This is a genomic window from Embleya scabrispora DSM 41855 (genome assembly GCF_000372745.1).
Classification (GTDB): Bacteria; Actinomycetota; Actinomycetes; order Streptomycetales; family Streptomycetaceae; genus Embleya; species Embleya scabrispora.
Genome location: NZ_KB889703.1, coordinates 1 through 14,949 on the forward strand (window position 1 = coordinate 1; position 14,949 = coordinate 14,949).

Sequence of the window (14,949 nt, forward strand, 5' to 3'; positions counted from 1 at the left end):
GCCTCGGAGCCGGCGGCCGACACCTCACGCAGCGACAGTCCACCGCGCTTTCAACCAACGAGGTGGCGGGCACGTTACGACGCCGGCGACACACCACCGTCCGCAGGCTCGCCACGCGGGTGACCGTCGGTGCCCACGACACGCCTGCTAGCATTTGCTAGCATCGACTTATGGCGAAAACACAACTCAACGTGCGCCTGGACGAGGACGCGGCCGACGCCGCCCGCCAGGCCGCCGAGACCAGGCACATGACCCTGCAGCAATACATCGAACACCTCGTGCGCAGCGACACCGATCCGCTGCGGGCGGCGTTCGTGGCGTCCGCGCGCGATGTGATCACGGAGTACGGCGATCTCATCGAGGAGCGCGCGCGTGCACCTCGCGGTTGACCTGACCTGGATCCTGGAGATCGCGCGCCTCGCAGGCGAACAGGATCCTTCCCCCGACGACTTCGGGGTGCCCCTGGCCGCGGTCGAGCGCCACAAGGCCGTCCTGTTCGATCGTGACGTCTACGACGGCGTCCACGCGCGCGCCGCCGCCCTCGCGCACACCCTGGGCCGCCTGAACTGGCTCGAGCGCTCGAACATGACGGTCGCCGTCGCGGTCGCCGTCGCCTACCTCCAGGCATCCGGCAGGTCGGTCAAACCCGGGCCCGAGGAGATCACCCGGCTCGTCGACGAGCTGCGCCGCGAAGACTGCAGCGCCCACTCCGTCACCGCCCTCCTGCGCTCCTGGCCCGCCTGACCACCCCGACCCCCGGTCGGCGGACGGGGAGGCCCGGACCCACCCGATACTCGCGAATCCCCTCGCTCTGGGAGACGAAAGATGCGGAATCCCCCACCCACGTCGATCCCCCGGCGAGCGCGCCACACAGCTCCGGCGCTGCGGCCTCACCAACGCGACGCCCTCGAGGCGATCGTCCGCGAACTGGAGAACCCCGACCCTCAAGCGGTCGCAAGCGCCCCGTACAGCGGACGCCGGGCCACCCGCGGTGATGGCCTGCGGCACCGGCAAGACCTGGGTCGCCGCCGGAGCGGCGGCCACCCTCGCCGCCCACGAGCGCGTCCTGGTCCTGGTGCCCACCCTCGACCTCCTCGTCCAGACCGTCCGGGCCTGGCACAGGGCCGGACGCGTCGGCGGCAACCAGCTCGCGGTCTGCTCCCTGGCCGGTGACCGGGCACTGGGCGACGCCGGGGTACAGGCGACCATGAGCGCGCCGTAACTCGCCCTGTGGGCCAACCGGGACGGGCCGCTGATCGTGTACGCCACGTATCAGTCGCTGGGGACGATCCTGGACGCCCACGCGGGTGTGTACGGGCTGCGATTGGCACCGTGGCGGCTGGTCTGCATCGACGAGGCACACCGAACGAGCGGTTGGCTGGGGAAGGAGTGGGGGCCGTCCACGACGACGAGCGGCTCCCGGCCGGGGGGCGGCTGTACCTGACCGCGACCCCGCGCGTGTGGGAACCGCCCGGCAACAGCACGTACGGCGAGGGCACCGGCGAAGGCGAGGCCGAGCGGCCGTCGGTCCTCGCCGGCGACGCGGCGTGGGAGGACCCGGGGGCGGCGGGCCCGGCGGGTGGGATCGAGGAGCCCACCGACGGCGGGGACGGCCAGGGAGACGAGGACGAGGGTGACGCCCGGCCGCCTCGTGTGCGCGGTGGACGCCCGGTCCATTCGTCGCTGCCGCCTCACGCGGTGGCGTCGATGGAGGACGAACGGATCTTCGGCCCCACCGTCCATCGGCTGGAACTCGCGGCAGGGGTGCGTCTTGGCCTGCTCGCGAGACCGCGGATCGTCGTGGTCGACGTGGCCTACCCCACCGTCCAGGGTTTGGCCACGGCCGGCGGTGTCGATCTCAACCGGGGGCCGGGCCGGCGCGGCCTGGAGGAGGTCGAGGAGTACCGGGCCGCACGCCTGGCCGCCCTGCAAGCCGCCGTCCTTCGCGTCGCAGCCAACCAGGGGCTGACAGGCGACGGGACACGTCGGGGACGGGGCGCGTCGTCCGGGCCCCGACAAACGTCCGCGTTCGGATGGTCATGGAGGGCAGACGCAGCATCACACCGGTCGGAATTCCGTCCGGACTGGATTCAGGCCCGCCCGCCTGGTCCAGGTCCTCGAAACCGAGAACCACCTGCTGCGACGCACCACCCCCGACACCGGTCCCCTGCGTCTCGCCCGCGCGAGCGAACGCGGGAGGCGCCCGTCGACCACCGCGTGAACGCGCGTTCGCCCGAGGCGCGGACGTCGACCACCGAGCGCATCCGGCCCTGGCGCCTGCGGTCACAACACGCCGAGAACGTGCATTTCAGGCCACAGGGCGGGGCACCTCAAGGAGGGCTTCGTCGCAGAGCCGTCAAAAGGGCGGGTCGTCGGCGCATCCCTCGGCCTCTGCCCAAGGGTCGTCGGCGCTCGCCGGGCGTCGGCACGAGTCGGGGTCGAACATCCGCGCCAGGGTGCGGTCCAGTCCGTCGCCGTCGTGGTCGACCTGCCGCATCCACGGCACCGAGCCCATCGCGCGGCCGAGTTCGACCGTGACGCACTCGTCGAGAACCGCGCGCACCGCGTCGGGCACGGGATCGTCGACCAGACACAGCCACCCCAAGGCGGCGCACACACGATCCTCGGCGCGGCGGGCGGGATCGGACCAAAGGGCGTGGGTGAAGGCGGCGGCGTCCTCGTGCCGGTGTTCCCGGGCCAGTTGCGCGATCGCCAGGAGCAGGCTCGCGCGGACACGCCCGTGGTCCTCGGCCAGGAAGCGGTCGTGCAGCGCGGTGGAGATCTCGCCCGCCCGGCTTGTCAACGCCGCCAGGACATACGCGGCCGCCTCCCGGATCTCGGGGTCCGGGTCGTCCAGGAGCGCGATCGGGATGTGCGCGTCCGCGGCGATCGCGTCCCGCGCCGCCTCGACCGTCCAGTTCTGGAAGTAGCCGCCCATGTCGAAGTGCCAGGGATCGTCCTCGAGGGAATCGGCGACCTTGAGCAGATCGGCGCGGGAGCCGTCCTCCCAACAGTTGCGGCGCGCCACGGTCGCGACCAGGGTGAGTGCGTCCGCGCGAGGGTGTGTGGAGGGGTCGGCGGCGATGCGCAGCAGGAACGGGACCGCGAGCGGCGCGACCGAACAGCGCGTGCCCTGATGGCAGATCGAGCTCCACAACGCCCCGAGCGCCCCTTGTGCCGCCGCCGGGTCGGCGGACCGCGTCCTGTTCAGATAGTCCGGGACGTTCACGCCCGAGCCGTGGGTGTGGGCGAACCGGTTCCACGGCACCTGGTCGTAGACGAAGCCGTCCCGCACCTCGACCGGCATCCGGGCCACCACCACCCGCACGTCCCGATCGGTCCCCTCCCACCGCTCCGACCAGTGCTCATGCACTCGCTCCGCAGCGCTCCACGCCTGACGCAACGACTCGCTCCACGCCTCGTACAGCGCCTTCGCGTCGACACTGTCGTCCATCCTCGCCCGACCCCCGAATCCCCCGCCCGGCGCGACCGCGACCCTCGACGCGCCGTCACACGCCCCCCGACCCTCCCCGGGCCGGCGGACGCGCAGCGTACCCGGCGCCACCGACACGGACGTGCCGGCTTGTGTAGGCCCTGAGTTGGTCACTGAACGCTGACGCAGTCTTCGAAGAAGGGCGCGAAGGTGTCGAGGGCGTTCTTCCAGTGTGGCGCGACCGGGTTCGGATCGCGTACGCGTGGTTCGATCTGCTCACGAACCGCGAGGTGGAGGACCTTGAGCGCGGTCCTGTTTGGTCGGAGGTCGCCTTCCGCCGTCGCGGGCCTCGGGCAATATCGAAACCCCAGGGCCGACCGGGTGGTCGGGCGCTGCTATCGCTGCCCGGACTGCGGCGGCCGGCACCCGACGAGTCGGGTGTAGCGGATCCACGCCCCGACTCGCCGGCCCGCCACCGATGCGTGACGTCCCGTCGGGGTCGGCGGTGGAGCCCGCTCGCCGATGAGCTGTCAGAAGGGCGGGGCGTCGACGGACCACCCGGTCTCTCCCCAGGAGTCGGGGAAGGCGGTGCGGCGTCGGACGGGGCCGAGCATGTGCTCGAGGGTGCGCGTCAGTCCGGCGCCGCTGTAGTGGTCGACCTGCCCTATCCAGGGCACCTCGGCCATCAGGCGGCCGAGTTCGGGCGTGACGAGATCGGCCAGGACGGCACGCAGCTCGGCGGGCGGCGGATCGTCGACCAGGCACAGCCACCCCAGCGCCGCGGCGACGCGGACCTCGGCGGGGCGTTCGGGGTCCGTCCAGCACGCGTGGGTGAAACCGGCCGCGTCCTCGTGACGGTGCTCCCGCGCCAACTGCGCGATCGCCAGGACCAGACCCGCCCTCAGACGAGGGACCTTCTCGACGCGCAGGCGCTCGTGCAGGGCGGCGGAGAACTCCCCGGCGCGGCCCGACGAGGCCGCCGACACGCATGCCGCCTCCTCCCGCACCTGCGGATCCGGGTCGTCCAGGAGGGCGATCGGGATGTGCGCGTCGGCCGCGATCGCGTCGCGCCCGGCCCGCACCGACCAGTTCTGCAGGTAGCCGCCGCCGTCGAAGTGCAGTTCGTCGTCGGGGTCGGCGACCCGCAACAGACGCTCGCGGGACCCGTCGCCCCAGTGGTTGCGACACGCCACCGCGGCGACCAGGCCCAGCGCGTTCGCCCGTTCGTGCCCGAGACGGTTCGCGGCGATCCGCAACAGGAACGGCACCGCGAGCGGCGCCACCGAACCCGTCGTGCCCTGATGACACACCGAACCCCACAACACCGAGCACGCGCGCATCGCCCCGGTCGCGTCCGCGGAACGCATCAGCTCCAGGTGGCCGGGCACGTCCTCGCCCGAGCCGTACGCGTGGGAGAACCGACCCCAGGGCACCTCCCCGAGGAGGAACCCGTCCCGAACCGCCCTCGGCAGGCCAGCGACCACGACCCGCACGTCCAGCGCGGTCCCCTCGTACACCTCGAACCCGTCCACACACGCCCGCCGGTAATCGAACACGAGTTCCTCGGACGTCACGATCGCCTCCCACGGATGTCACCGGCCGAAGCACTCTTGCGTACCACCGGACACCGACACCACCTCACGGAAACGCGATCCGCACACCGGGGGCAGGACACCACCACGGCACAGTCGCCCGAGCCCGCTCGACAGGACCGACCGCCGCCCCGCAGCCGTCCTCGCGCCGGGCCGACCCGGACCGGTCGTCCCGCGTCGGCGGTGTACACCCGCGACCGGCGGAGGCGACCGGACCTGCCCTTCCCGGTGAAATCCTCCGATCCGTGAGGCACGCCGACCGTGCGTCGCGCCGGCCGGGAACCGGAACCCGCCCGGGTGAGGCTCCCGGGGGGCACCGATACGCTGGGGCGATGACCGGGTTCGACGACACCGACCGACGGCAACTCGCCCTGTTGTTGCACGAGTACGCCGAGCACGTCCTGGACGAGTCGGCCCTGCTGCGGGTGCGGACGAAGTACGGGGACGTGTACCTCGAGATGTTCCGTACGTTCCCCCCGGGCACCACCGACGGCTACTTCCACTCGATCGACCGTCTGCTGCCGCCGCTCGGCGCGCGGGAGAACCGATTCACCCCCGATCACGAGATCCGACTCGCCGTCCTGGTCCACGCGTACGCCGAACACGAACTCGACCAGTGGACCGCGCTGGAGACACGTACCACCCGCGGGCCGGTCCACATCGGGATCACCAACTCGACTCCCCCCAGCGGGACCCACGACGACGCCCGATCGCTCGATCACCTCCTCCCCGCACCGGGCATCGACGACCGAATCGACACCCGCTGAACCCGCGGGAACGAGGCGGATCCCGTGGGCCCGCACGCGGGTTGCGGACGCGGGAGGGGGCGGGGCGGACGGCCGGTCCTCGGGTCGCGGCCGCGTCCGTGGCGGCTGATCGACGCCGCCGGCGCCCGCGACGCTCCCCCGACGCGCGGAGGCTCTTCGACGAACGGCTCGACGCTCTCGCGGATTGCGTGCGCTCCTCTCCCGCCACGCAAGGCCGCCATTCTCCGGCGGCGACGCTCCCGCGAGGTACGGAGCCCGGTCGTCGCGCGCTCCGGCGGCCGGTATAAAAGCCCGGTGTGCGCGAGCGGCGACTTCCGCGAGGTCACGCCGGCCGGCGAGCCGATACGCGAGGTCGACCACGTCCGGGATCTCGCCGGAGGCGGCCGGAACCACCCGGAGAACGTGATCGCCGCCGCGGGGCGGGTCAGTCGGCGGGTGCCCCGTCCCGGCGCTGGGGTCGTCCCAGTAGGCGTTGCATGTCCTGTTCGATCGCGTCCAGGAGTTCCGCGCCGAATACGCAAAGGGTGTGTTCCCAGGGGTGCCCGAAGGTGCCGAATCGCAGGTCCTCCGCGAGGAAGACGTGGTAGTCCCCGTCCGGGTAAGGGCCGAACGGCCAGCCCTCGCGCGAGCGCCCCTCGAGCACGCGCGGCAGGAACATGTCGGTCTCCGGGATATCGGGGCGCAGCCGGTAGCACGTGTGTTGCCAGTCCAGGATCCACAGCGACTCCCCCGGCGCGCAGCAGGCGGCGAGCCCGTCCTGGACGACGTCGACCAGGCGGTCGAGGTTGCGGTCGCCGGGGTCGTCGCGCAACGCGTCCAGGCTCCACGTGATCGACGGCGAAGGCTCCGTGATCCCCGGAAACTCGCACACACCGGCCCTGAACGCGAACCGGGCGTCGAAACGGTCCCAGACATCGGTGTATTCGGGACGGGACAGGTGGCGCAGGCGTTCGACGGTCACCGGGCGAACCTATCGTCGCGTGGCCCGTCCGCCGGTGGTGCCGGCGCCTCGACCGGTCACCCGCCCTCGCAACCGAGGTCGTGAGGACGGTCGTCGGGCGCGCGGCGTGGCGGGCGTACACGGTCGCGCCGTCGTCGACCACGAGGAAGTCGCCCCGGGGACCGACGGGTTCGGGTTCGGCGGTCGCCGGCGCCGCCGGTGCGTCGTGCCGGCAGCGCTCTCGTCCTGTGGGCTCCCTCCTGCATGACGGGCGGTACTACGACCCATACCGCCTGTCACGCTCGCTGCTTGACATCTTCTCCATTGGGAATCCCGGTCCTCCCGGATCGGCCGCTCGTACACGCCGGTCGGGCGCTCCGACGTGATCGTGACGTGCGTGTCCGACACCGGGCCGCGCTCGTCCGGCCACGTCGTCGTGCCGTGCCCGGCGTGGGAGATCACCCAGTCGGTATCGGCGACCGCCGCGTACTCCCCGGTCCCGGGCGATCCCTCGGGGACGGCGACCGTGAGCGGCGCGTCGTCGGGCAGGCCCGCCAAAGCCTCGCGGAGCCGGCCCACCGTCCACGCGTCCGCGACGTGATGGACACGCTCGTACGCGGTCGTCGGGCCCGCCTCTCGTTCGAGTGCGACGGCTTCCGGGGGCGTGACGGTCGGGTCCGTCGTCACCGGGCTCGACGTGCGATCACCGGAGGCCGGTCCCTCCACGGCCATCGGGGGGACGCCGGAGCAGGCTCCCGGTCGGAGGCTGTCGTGTGTCGGGTGTCAGTGTGGCGTGGTCGGTTCGGGGTGCAAGCGGATGCCGAAGGTGGTCTCAACGTCGGTCACCAGGCCGACCAGTGTGTCGGCGAATGCGGTCGCTGTGGCGTTCTCTCGGGCGACGATGGTCAATGCCCGGAGGGTCGAGCACCAGATGCCGGGGCCCAGGGGCGAGTCGGGTTGGTGTCCGAGTTGTTGGATCAGCCAGCCCGCGCTTGCGCGTTGGGTTCCGTCCGGGGTGCGGTGGACGGGTCCTCCCGCAGCGCGTAGGGCTGTGGCTTGGTGGGCGGTGACGGGCGGGTTGAGGAAGACGGAGCCGACCTGGCGGGCGTCGGGGCCGTGGGTGGGCAGCAGGAGTCCACGCGCCCTGCGGTCGGCCGCTACGCCGGCGGCGGCTTCGGCCAATGGTGGGGTCGCCCCGAGGGGGACGTCGAGGGATTGCGCCAGGTGCCGGTAGGTGATCGGTGCGGCGTGGGCGCGTGGCGTCAGGCGCAGGGTGACGTCGAGGATGGTGAAGCGGCGGGGTTCGGTCTTGAAACGGCTGGTGCGGTAGCCGAATCGGCATTGTTCGCGGGTCAGGCGCACGGTGCGGCCGGTGTGGTGGTCGTGGGTGGTGAGGGTGGTGAGGGTGTCGGCGATCTCCTGTCCGTAGGCGCCGGCGTTCTGTACGGGTGCGGCGCCTGCGGTGCCGGGGATGCCGGTCAGGTACTCGATTCCGGAGAGGCCGTGGGCGACGGTGTGCGCGACGAGGTTGGCGAGGGGTTCACCGGCGCGGGCGGTCACCTCGACGGTGCCGTGTGGGCCGTGGGTGGTGGTGATGCCGCGGGTGGCCATGATCACCACGACGCCGCGGTGTCCGGCGTCGGGCGCCAGGACGTTGCTGCCGGTGCCCAACACCCACGGACGGCATGGCAGTCGCGCGACGAGGTCGGGCCAGGTAAGTGGGTCGGTGTGGGTGTGGAGTCGGTCGGCGGGGCCGCCGAGGCGCAGGGTGGTGTGATCGGCGAGAAGGTCACCCATGGTGAGCCTCCGAGGTGGGGGTCAGGTGGCGGTGATGGTCTTGCGGGCGAGGGTGCGCAGTGAGGCGAGGCGGGGGCCGGGTGGGCCGTGGTAGACGGCGTTGGTGCAGATGGCGATGTAGCGGCCGGTGGTGGGGGCGAGGAAGAGGCTCGTGCCGGTCCAGCCGTGGTGGTAGACGACGTTGCCGTCGTCCGCGACCAGCCACGCGAGTCCCCGGTCGAGGCCCGGTTCGATCGGGGCCTGGGGCGCGCGGGAGGTGGTGAGCCAGGTGTGGAGCGGGTGTTCGGGGTCGAGGAGGTGTTCGGCGTAGCCGGCGAGGTCGTTCGCGGTGGTGAAGGTGCCGGCGTGGCCGGCGGTGCCGCCGAGGAGGGCGGCGTTGTCGTCGTGGACGCCGCCCCAGATCCGGGGTGCCCCGGTGAGGCGCTGTTCCGTGGGTGCGACGTGCGAGTGCGTGTCCGACTCGCCTCGCCGGCCTCGGTCGATGACGAAGCGTTCCTGGCCACCACCGCACCGATCCCATACGCTCGAAAAGCGGTCATTTTGTGTCATTTGGCAAGGAGTGTGTATGCGGGCGACATGGAAGGGGTCCGTCTCATTCGGGTTGGTGAGCATCCCGGTCGAGTTGTATCCCGCAACCGTTTCGGAGAGTCGCTCCGCTGCGCATCAGGTTCACGTGTAGGTTCTCGTTTTTCGTTGCGTCTCGTCTCACTCCGACCAGGCATTCTTCACCCTGTTCCGCCCCGTGCCGGAGGGTTGCGGTCTCAACGATGACGGCTCTGACTCGTTGTGATCACGGCATGCCGGGACGGTTCTCTTGATTTCGGACTTCGAGCAGCCGGCGAAGGCGCCGGATCTCCGCAACGAGGCGGGGGATGTCGTGGCGGGCGTTGGCGATGAACTGGGCGTTCTCGTCCCAGCGTTTGTCGGCGACGTCGACGTAGCGTGGGTCCTGGACGAGGGTCGCGGCCACGATTTGTTCATGGTCGAAGTCCGGCCAACGCTCACCGAGCCCGGTGTCCGGGACAGTGCTGACGGCGACGAAGCTCATGGCTTCGTCGTCGTCGAGTTGTCGCACGTGCCATGGACCGGGGGTCGTGGCCGCGGCGAGTTCCTCGATCTCGGTGAGGTCTTCGTCGGTGAGAGGCTCGGAAGTATCCATCCGGACGTCGGCTCCTTGCTTTCGAACATGGTTGCGTGAACCATGCCTCGGCGCGGACCGGGACGGCCAGGGAGAATTCGCCGACGCAGATGGGATGGAGTAGGAATCGGCCGGGTTGGATGGGATGGTGCTCGGCACCTCGTCTCGCTCCGGCGAGTCACGGTCGTCCCGTTGAGGCTCGTGATCAGCGCCATCGATCACGCTCCGGTCGGCACGACGCAGGCTCACCGTTCCCGAGGCCGCCCTCACCCGCCACGATCCGTCCCCGCACCTGTGGTCGACACCGCCGACTGTGATTCACGGTGCCGGCGGCGGGGCGGCCTTGGTCGGGAGCGAGGTCGCCCCGACCACTGGCGTGTCACACGGCGACCAACTGCCGCCGGCGGTCACGGTCTTCGTTCCCCGCGTCCTGCTGCTTGATCGGCTGGGTTCGCAAGTAGTTGTCCCGGAGCGGTGTTTCGGAAGGCCCGGTCGCCCAGGGCCGGTTGATCCGGCTGGTGACCTCGGGTTCGTCCTCGGGGCGCGAGGCAACGAAAGGTCGGCCGCCGACTCGTTGGCGTATGGGATGTGAAGAGGTCCGAGATGCGGTGAGGCTGTCGGCGAGCGCCGAAGCCCGGTGAAGGAGACCGAGGCGTTCTCCCCCTGGAGCGCGGTGTGGTCGCCGCCGTCGACCGGTGCGTGCCCACCGCGACCGCCCGGTGCGGAACGCCGGAGTGGAGCCCCGCCCGCCGGCCGGCCCCGAGGTCGGTGACGGGCCTGGTGCCGGTCACAGGCCGCGGCGTCGAAACCGTTCACCTCGAGCAGCTACCGAAGCCGACGCGGAGACCTTGCACCGACTTCGCGACCGCCGCGGTCCCGCGGATCGCCGGCTTCGTCTCCCGCTCCGGAACCCCGGCCGTCACCGCCACGCCGGCCCGGGGCCGGGACGAAGTACGAGGGGTGGAAACCGCGGCCCGCCCCGAGACGGCGGAGCCGGCCGAGAGGGTTACCGGCTCGGGGTGTCGATCGTCTCGTGAATCCCCCGTTTCCCTTCGTCCCGGAGAGAGCCGGGACGCGTCGCGCCCGAGTCGGGAAACCCCCGACGCAGTCGGCACCGGCGAACTCGGCCGTACCGGAGACGGTCCGGGTGTACGACCCGTGACTCCCGTCCTGGAAATCGAGCTTGGCGGTCCGACGGCCGAGGTAGACCCAGGGCGGCGGACCGCGGCCCGAAGGCGGTTGGCTAGCTGTTCCGTCTCCGAGAGGGTGAGACGGGCGCCGTCTCGCCGGATCCGACGGACGGGCCGGAGGCGAGGTCGAGGAGCGTCATCTTGTCGTGGTCCGGGCTGCCGGGCGGCGCCATGTAGATGACGAGGCGCTGGCCTTGTGCTCGGTTGAGGGACAGCCCTTCGTGTGAGAGCGTCATCGTGCCGACCTCCGGGTGTCGGAGCGTCTTCTCGCCGTCGCCGATCGTGTGCACTTCGTACCGCTCCCAGAGCCGGTTGAAGTCGGGGCTCTTGACGATTAGCTCACCTACGAGTGCGGCGAGATCCGGGGCATCCGGATCGGTGCCGGCGATCGCCCGCAACTGGGCGACGCACCCCTTGGCCTTCTGTTCCCAGTCCGTCCACAGCTCGCGGGCAGCCGGGTGCAGGAAGGTGTACCGGACGGTGTTGCGCTGCCGCTCCGGCCAGTCGGTGATGCCGTGGAGCAGCCGCAGCCCGCCGGGGTTGGCCGCCAGCAGGTCGTTGGTGCGGCTCACGACGTACGCCGGGTTGGGCCGGAGCGTCTCCAGAAGCTGCGTGAGGGTCGGACGGACCCGCCGTGACGGCAGGGGACGGGGCTCGGATGCACGCCGCGCCGCGCGCGCCGCCAGCTCGTGCAGGAAGCCGCTCTCCTCCTGGTCGAGGCGGAGCGCGTTGGCCAGCGCCTCGACCACGGAGGGGCTCGGATGGGTCTCCTTGCCGCGTTCCAGACGTATGTAGTAGTCGATGCTCACACCGGCCAGCGCCGCCAGCTCTTCCCGGCGCAGACCCGGCGTACGGCGCGTGCCGGTTCCGGCGGGCAGTCCGACGTCTGCCGGGCGTACGTCGCCACGGCGAGCCCGCAGGAACTTCCCGAATTCGGTCATGTCGTCATTCTGCCGGCGTGTGATCAGGGGTCCAGCCCGGAGCCTGACCCTGTTGCACCCACCTATGGCGCACCCCGGGAGATCACGGTCTGCCTCGCCCTCGCGAGCCTCACCAGTCTGGACGGATGACCACTCTCGAACCAGTCCGCGCCGTACAGGATGCCCGGCAACGCACGGCCGCACCGAAGCTGATCCTGGCGACCACGTTCATGGGCATCTTTCTGCTCAACCTCAACACCATGGCGATGAACGTGGCGCTGCCCGCGATCGCGCGGACCTTCGGCGGCAGCACGGCGGGGCTGCAATGGATCGTGGACGCCTACACGCTGATGTTCGCCGCACTCCTGCTTTCCTCGGGCACGCTCTCCGACCGCATAGGGGCGAGCCGCGCGTACGGCGCCGGCGTCGCGGTCTTCACGATCGCCTCGGCGGCCTGCGGACTGGCGCCGGGGCTGGGCGAGCTGATCGCCGCCCGCCTGATCCAGGGGAGCGCGGCGGCGATCATGCTGCCCTCCTCGCTGGCCCTCGTCCGGCAGGCCTTCCCAAACGCGGCCGAACGGGCACGGGCCATCGCGCTGTGGACCGTTGGCGGAGCCGTCGCGGTTGCCGCCGGCCCGGTGGCCGGCGGGGTGCTGTCCAGCACTCTGGGCTGGCGGGCGATCTTCGTCGTCCACCTGCCCGTCGGCATCGCCACCCTCGCGGTGTTGACCCGCGTGGAGCGCTCGCCGCGCCGTGCCACGCCGCTCGATCCGTACGGTCAGCTCACGGCGATCGTCGCGCTCGCGGCGCTCACCTTCGCGGTGATCGACGGAGGGGAGAACAGCTTCGGCGAGCCCGTGGTGCTGGGCTGCCTGGGGCTCGCCGCGGTGGCGACGGCCGCGTTCATCATGATCGAGGCACGTACCGCCGCGCCGTTGGTCCCGCTCGACCTCTTCCGTTCGCGCACGGTGACGGTTTCGGTCGCGATCGGCTTCGTCGTCAATGCCGCGTTCTACGGGCTGGTGTTCGTGCTGAGCCTGTTCTTTCAGGACGTTCTGAACCTGTCCGGCATGGCCGCGGGGCTCATGTTCCTACCGATGATGGCCGTGATCGCCGGAGCCAACCTGGCCTCGGCCAGGGCTGCGGCACGCTTTGGGCCGCGGATGCCGATCGCCATGGGACAAGCGATCTTCGCGCTGGCGATGATCGGCCTGCTCTGGATCGACGAGGGCACCAGCAGACCGGTGATCGCGGCGATGCTCATCCCGGTCGGCCTCGGCCTGGGTTTCCTCGTACCTTCCCTGACCGCCATCCTGCTGAACGACATCGCCGCAGATCGGGCCGGAATGGCCGCCGGGATCCTGAACTCCTTCCGGCAGACGGGCGGCGCGCTCGCCGTGGCCGTCTTCGGAGCCTTGGTCGCGGACCGGGGTGAGTTCATGGTGGGCCTGCGGGTAGCCTTGTGCGTCGCGGCTGTGATGCTGATAGCCACCACGGCCGCAGCCTGCATGCTGCCGCGCAGCCGTAGCTGACAGGACGGTGACGGGGATGTCTGGCGCGGGCCCGGTAATCGTCAACCGCCCGCTTGTCCAGCAGAGTACTCAGCACCTGCTCGGCTGAACCCGGTGAACCTGCGCCGGCGCCCTCGGCCACCCCACCGGCGGACCGTAGGATCGAATCCACGTCACCGCCGCCGTACGCACCACCCCATCCGCGCGGCTCGAACAGACCCACCCCGGCGCCCTCATCGTCATGCCTGGGGCACCTTGCGTCCGGGCGAAGCGCAGGTGTGGGAGGTGTCGATCGTGGGCGCGGTCGGGCGATCACCATTCGCCCGGCGCCGGTGGTGTCGGGTCGGGTCGCAGTATCTCACTCGGGGGTGTAGTCGGCGCAGGCGAGTAGAAAGCCCTTGGGGGCTTGGGCGTTGGGGACGGCGGCGGCGATGACGCATCCGCGCGGCAGGACGGGCCGGGTGGGCGGTCGCGGTCGGGTGTCGGCCGGGTCGTGCCGGGTGGTCGCCGCGGCGTACGCCCGGCCGAGTTCGCGGGCCGCCAGGTATTCCGAGCAACTCGGTTGTGACTCGTGGGCGAAGCAGCCGTGGTCGGCGGCCTTGACCACGCGGTCGGATCGTGGGTCGAGGCCGCGTGCGCGCAGTATGCGGGCCTTCTCCAGGGCGGCGTTGGTCTCGGCGATGGAGGGTTGGGCGGGCATGCGCGGGATTGCCGGTCCGGCAGGGGCGCGGGTCCCGCCGGCCGCCGTCGGGGCGTCCTCGACGGCGGGCGCTGCGGGCGGCGGCTCGGCTTGCGCGGGAGCGCCCGTGCCGGCCGTCGGGGAACCGGGAGTCGTCGCCCCGGACGGTGGGGGGTCGACCGCGTCGGGGCCCGGTGTCGGCGGTTTCGTCCCGGTCTCCTGTGCCGCTTCCGCGCGGGGGTGGCGGTCCTGGGTCTGCGTGCACGCGGCCGTCATCAGGACCGCGCTTGTCGCGACGACAACGGCGACGATGCGTCCGGTCACGGCATCGGCGCCGATACGGCCGATGCGTCGCGCGCGGTTCATGATGTGACTCCTCGATGGATGAACTCGGCGTGTCCGCCGGGGAGATCATGCCGGGTAGGAGCAGAGGAAGCGACAGGGAATCCGCTCTCCTGTTCATCCGGCGTCCGAAGGCCCCTCGCCAGAGTGGCTTCCGGCCCTGTTCGCAAGCCAGATAAATCTTCGTCGTCAGCCCGCCGCGCGAGCGCCCGAGTGCGTGGTCGTCGGGCTCGACGGCGACACCGCCGGGCGGCTCCCTCTGGAGTGCCCCTTTTTGCGGGCCCCGGCGGCGTGTTGGTGCGCGCGGCAGATCGTGGAGTCGACGTTGACGTCCCAGGTGATCGGTCCCTGTGCGTCGGCCTCGGCCTGGAGTCGCTCCAGGACGCGTTTCCAGGTGCCGTCGCGTTGCCATCGACGGAACAGGCCGTAGACCGTCTGCCACGGCCCGTACCGCTCCGGAACGTCACGCCACGGAACCCCGGCCCGCGTCCGCCACCGGATCCCGTCGATCAGCTGCCGTTTCGTCCGTATCGGTGGCCTTCCGGACTTGACGCCGACCGGCAACAGCGGTTCCAGGCGCGCCCATTGACCATCCGTCAGATCTCCCCGTCCCACACGATGATCATGACAGATCAAGATC

14 protein-coding genes and 2 pseudogenes are annotated in these 14,949 nt (G+C 71.2%); 5 read left to right on the forward strand and 11 right to left on the reverse strand.

The window, feature by feature from the left end; genetic code table 11:
• Positions 1-170: 170 nt before the first annotated feature.
• From A3IC_RS0139860 to A3IC_RS71775, 3 genes are all read left to right on the forward strand, one after another.
• Complete coding sequence (locus tag A3IC_RS0139860) at positions 171-389, forward strand: hypothetical protein (RefSeq protein ID WP_020553410.1); 219 nt, start codon at positions 171-173, stop codon at positions 387-389.
• A complete protein-coding gene (locus A3IC_RS0139865; protein WP_020553411.1) occupies positions 373-744 on the forward strand; it encodes a hypothetical protein in 372 nt (123 codons plus the stop codon). Before A3IC_RS0139860 ends, A3IC_RS0139865 begins: the two co-directional genes overlap by 17 nt.
• A gap of 250 nt (positions 745-994) precedes the next feature.
• Positions 995-1,222, forward strand: coding sequence for a DEAD/DEAH box helicase family protein (locus A3IC_RS71775; protein WP_020555654.1), 228 nt, complete (start codon positions 995-997; stop codon positions 1,220-1,222).
• A 1,134-nt stretch (positions 1,223-2,356) separates the two neighbouring features.
• On the opposite strand, the gene A3IC_RS71780 is transcribed toward A3IC_RS71775, so the two are convergent.
• From A3IC_RS71780 to A3IC_RS70360, 3 genes and pseudogenes are all read right to left on the reverse strand, one after another.
• Positions 2,357-3,454: a hypothetical protein gene (locus tag A3IC_RS71780; protein WP_052174028.1), complete on the reverse strand. Its 1,098-nt coding sequence runs from the start codon at positions 3,452-3,454 to the stop codon at positions 2,357-2,359.
• Between the two features lie 149 nt (positions 3,455-3,603).
• A pseudogene (locus tag A3IC_RS73810) lies at positions 3,604-3,744 on the reverse strand (IS256 family transposase); the annotation flags it as partial.
• Between the two features lie 219 nt (positions 3,745-3,963).
• Positions 3,964-5,007: a hypothetical protein gene (locus A3IC_RS70360; protein WP_052174029.1), complete on the reverse strand. Its 1,044-nt coding sequence runs from the start codon at positions 5,005-5,007 to the stop codon at positions 3,964-3,966.
• A gap of 350 nt (positions 5,008-5,357) precedes the next feature.
• Between A3IC_RS70360 and A3IC_RS0139890 the strand changes: the two genes are divergently transcribed.
• Positions 5,358-5,792, forward strand: a complete 435-nt coding sequence (locus A3IC_RS0139890; RefSeq protein ID WP_020555656.1) for a hypothetical protein — start codon at positions 5,358-5,360, stop codon at positions 5,790-5,792.
• 424 nt (positions 5,793-6,216) lie between these two features.
• On the opposite strand, the gene A3IC_RS0139895 is transcribed toward A3IC_RS0139890, so the two are convergent.
• From A3IC_RS0139895 to A3IC_RS0139920, 6 genes are all read right to left on the reverse strand, one after another.
• On the reverse strand, positions 6,217-6,753 hold the full coding sequence (locus A3IC_RS0139895; protein WP_020555657.1) for a DUF2716 domain-containing protein: 537 nt from the start codon (positions 6,751-6,753) through the stop codon (positions 6,217-6,219).
• Between the two features lie 9 nt (positions 6,754-6,762).
• Positions 6,763-7,464, reverse strand: a complete 702-nt coding sequence (locus A3IC_RS73815; RefSeq protein ID WP_425387385.1) for a DUF6225 family protein — start codon at positions 7,462-7,464, stop codon at positions 6,763-6,765.
• A gap of 51 nt (positions 7,465-7,515) precedes the next feature.
• Positions 7,516-8,529, reverse strand: coding sequence for a UDP-N-acetylmuramate dehydrogenase (locus tag A3IC_RS59305; protein WP_020555659.1), 1,014 nt, complete (start codon positions 8,527-8,529; stop codon positions 7,516-7,518).
• A gap of 21 nt (positions 8,530-8,550) precedes the next feature.
• A complete protein-coding gene (locus tag A3IC_RS59310) occupies positions 8,551-9,078 on the reverse strand; it encodes a serine hydrolase (protein WP_020555660.1) in 528 nt (175 codons plus the stop codon).
• A 241-nt stretch (positions 9,079-9,319) separates the two neighbouring features.
• On the reverse strand, positions 9,320-9,688 hold the full coding sequence (locus A3IC_RS0139915) for a hypothetical protein (protein ID WP_020555661.1): 369 nt from the start codon (positions 9,686-9,688) through the stop codon (positions 9,320-9,322).
• A gap of 1,222 nt (positions 9,689-10,910) precedes the next feature.
• The gene (locus A3IC_RS0139920) at positions 10,911-11,798 is read right to left on the reverse strand and encodes a helix-turn-helix transcriptional regulator (RefSeq protein WP_020555662.1); all 888 of its coding nucleotides are present in this window, start codon (positions 11,796-11,798) and stop codon (positions 10,911-10,913) included.
• 125 nt (positions 11,799-11,923) lie between these two features.
• Here A3IC_RS0139920 and A3IC_RS0139925 point away from each other — a divergent pair, with 125 nt between their 5' ends.
• On the forward strand, positions 11,924-13,309 hold the full coding sequence (locus A3IC_RS0139925; protein ID WP_020555663.1) for an MFS transporter: 1,386 nt from the start codon (positions 11,924-11,926) through the stop codon (positions 13,307-13,309).
• Between the two features lie 337 nt (positions 13,310-13,646).
• Here the strand turns inward: A3IC_RS0139925 and A3IC_RS69840 are convergent, their stop codons facing one another.
• Together A3IC_RS69840 and A3IC_RS0139935 are read right to left on the reverse strand one after the other, a co-directional pair.
• Positions 13,647-14,333, reverse strand: a complete 687-nt coding sequence (locus A3IC_RS69840; RefSeq protein WP_026219282.1) for a hypothetical protein — start codon at positions 14,331-14,333, stop codon at positions 13,647-13,649.
• Positions 14,334-14,472: 139 nt separating this feature from the next.
• Positions 14,473-14,924 (reverse strand): annotated as a pseudogene (locus A3IC_RS0139935) (IS5 family transposase); the annotation flags it as partial.
• Positions 14,925-14,949: the final 25 nt, after the last annotated feature.

Bases quoted from the DNA above. Each gene is read 5' to 3' on its own strand.
- A3IC_RS0139860 (WP_020553410.1), top strand. From the start codon at position 171: ATGGCGAAAACACAACTCAACGTGCGCCTGGACGAGGACGCGGCCGAC.
- A3IC_RS71775 (WP_020555654.1), top strand. From the start codon at position 995: ATGGCCTGCGGCACCGGCAAGACCTGGGTCGCCGCCGGAGCGGCGGCC.
- A3IC_RS71780 (WP_052174028.1), bottom strand. From the start codon at position 3,454: ATGGACGACAGTGTCGACGCGAAGGCGCTGTACGAGGCGTGGAGCGAG.
- A3IC_RS0139890 (WP_020555656.1), top strand. From the start codon at position 5,358: ATGACCGGGTTCGACGACACCGACCGACGGCAACTCGCCCTGTTGTTG.
- A3IC_RS73815 (WP_425387385.1), bottom strand. From the start codon at position 7,464: ATGGCCGTGGAGGGACCGGCCTCCGGTGATCGCACGTCGAGCCCGGTG.
- A3IC_RS59305 (WP_020555659.1), bottom strand. From the start codon at position 8,529: ATGGGTGACCTTCTCGCCGATCACACCACCCTGCGCCTCGGCGGCCCC.
- A3IC_RS59310 (WP_020555660.1), bottom strand. From the start codon at position 9,078: ATGACACAAAATGACCGCTTTTCGAGCGTATGGGATCGGTGCGGTGGT.
- A3IC_RS0139915 (WP_020555661.1), bottom strand. From the start codon at position 9,688: ATGGATACTTCCGAGCCTCTCACCGACGAAGACCTCACCGAGATCGAG.
- A3IC_RS0139920 (WP_020555662.1), bottom strand. From the start codon at position 11,798: ATGACCGAATTCGGGAAGTTCCTGCGGGCTCGCCGTGGCGACGTACGC.
- A3IC_RS0139925 (WP_020555663.1), top strand. From the start codon at position 11,924: ATGACCACTCTCGAACCAGTCCGCGCCGTACAGGATGCCCGGCAACGC.
- A3IC_RS69840 (WP_026219282.1), bottom strand. From the start codon at position 14,333: ATGAACCGCGCGCGACGCATCGGCCGTATCGGCGCCGATGCCGTGACC.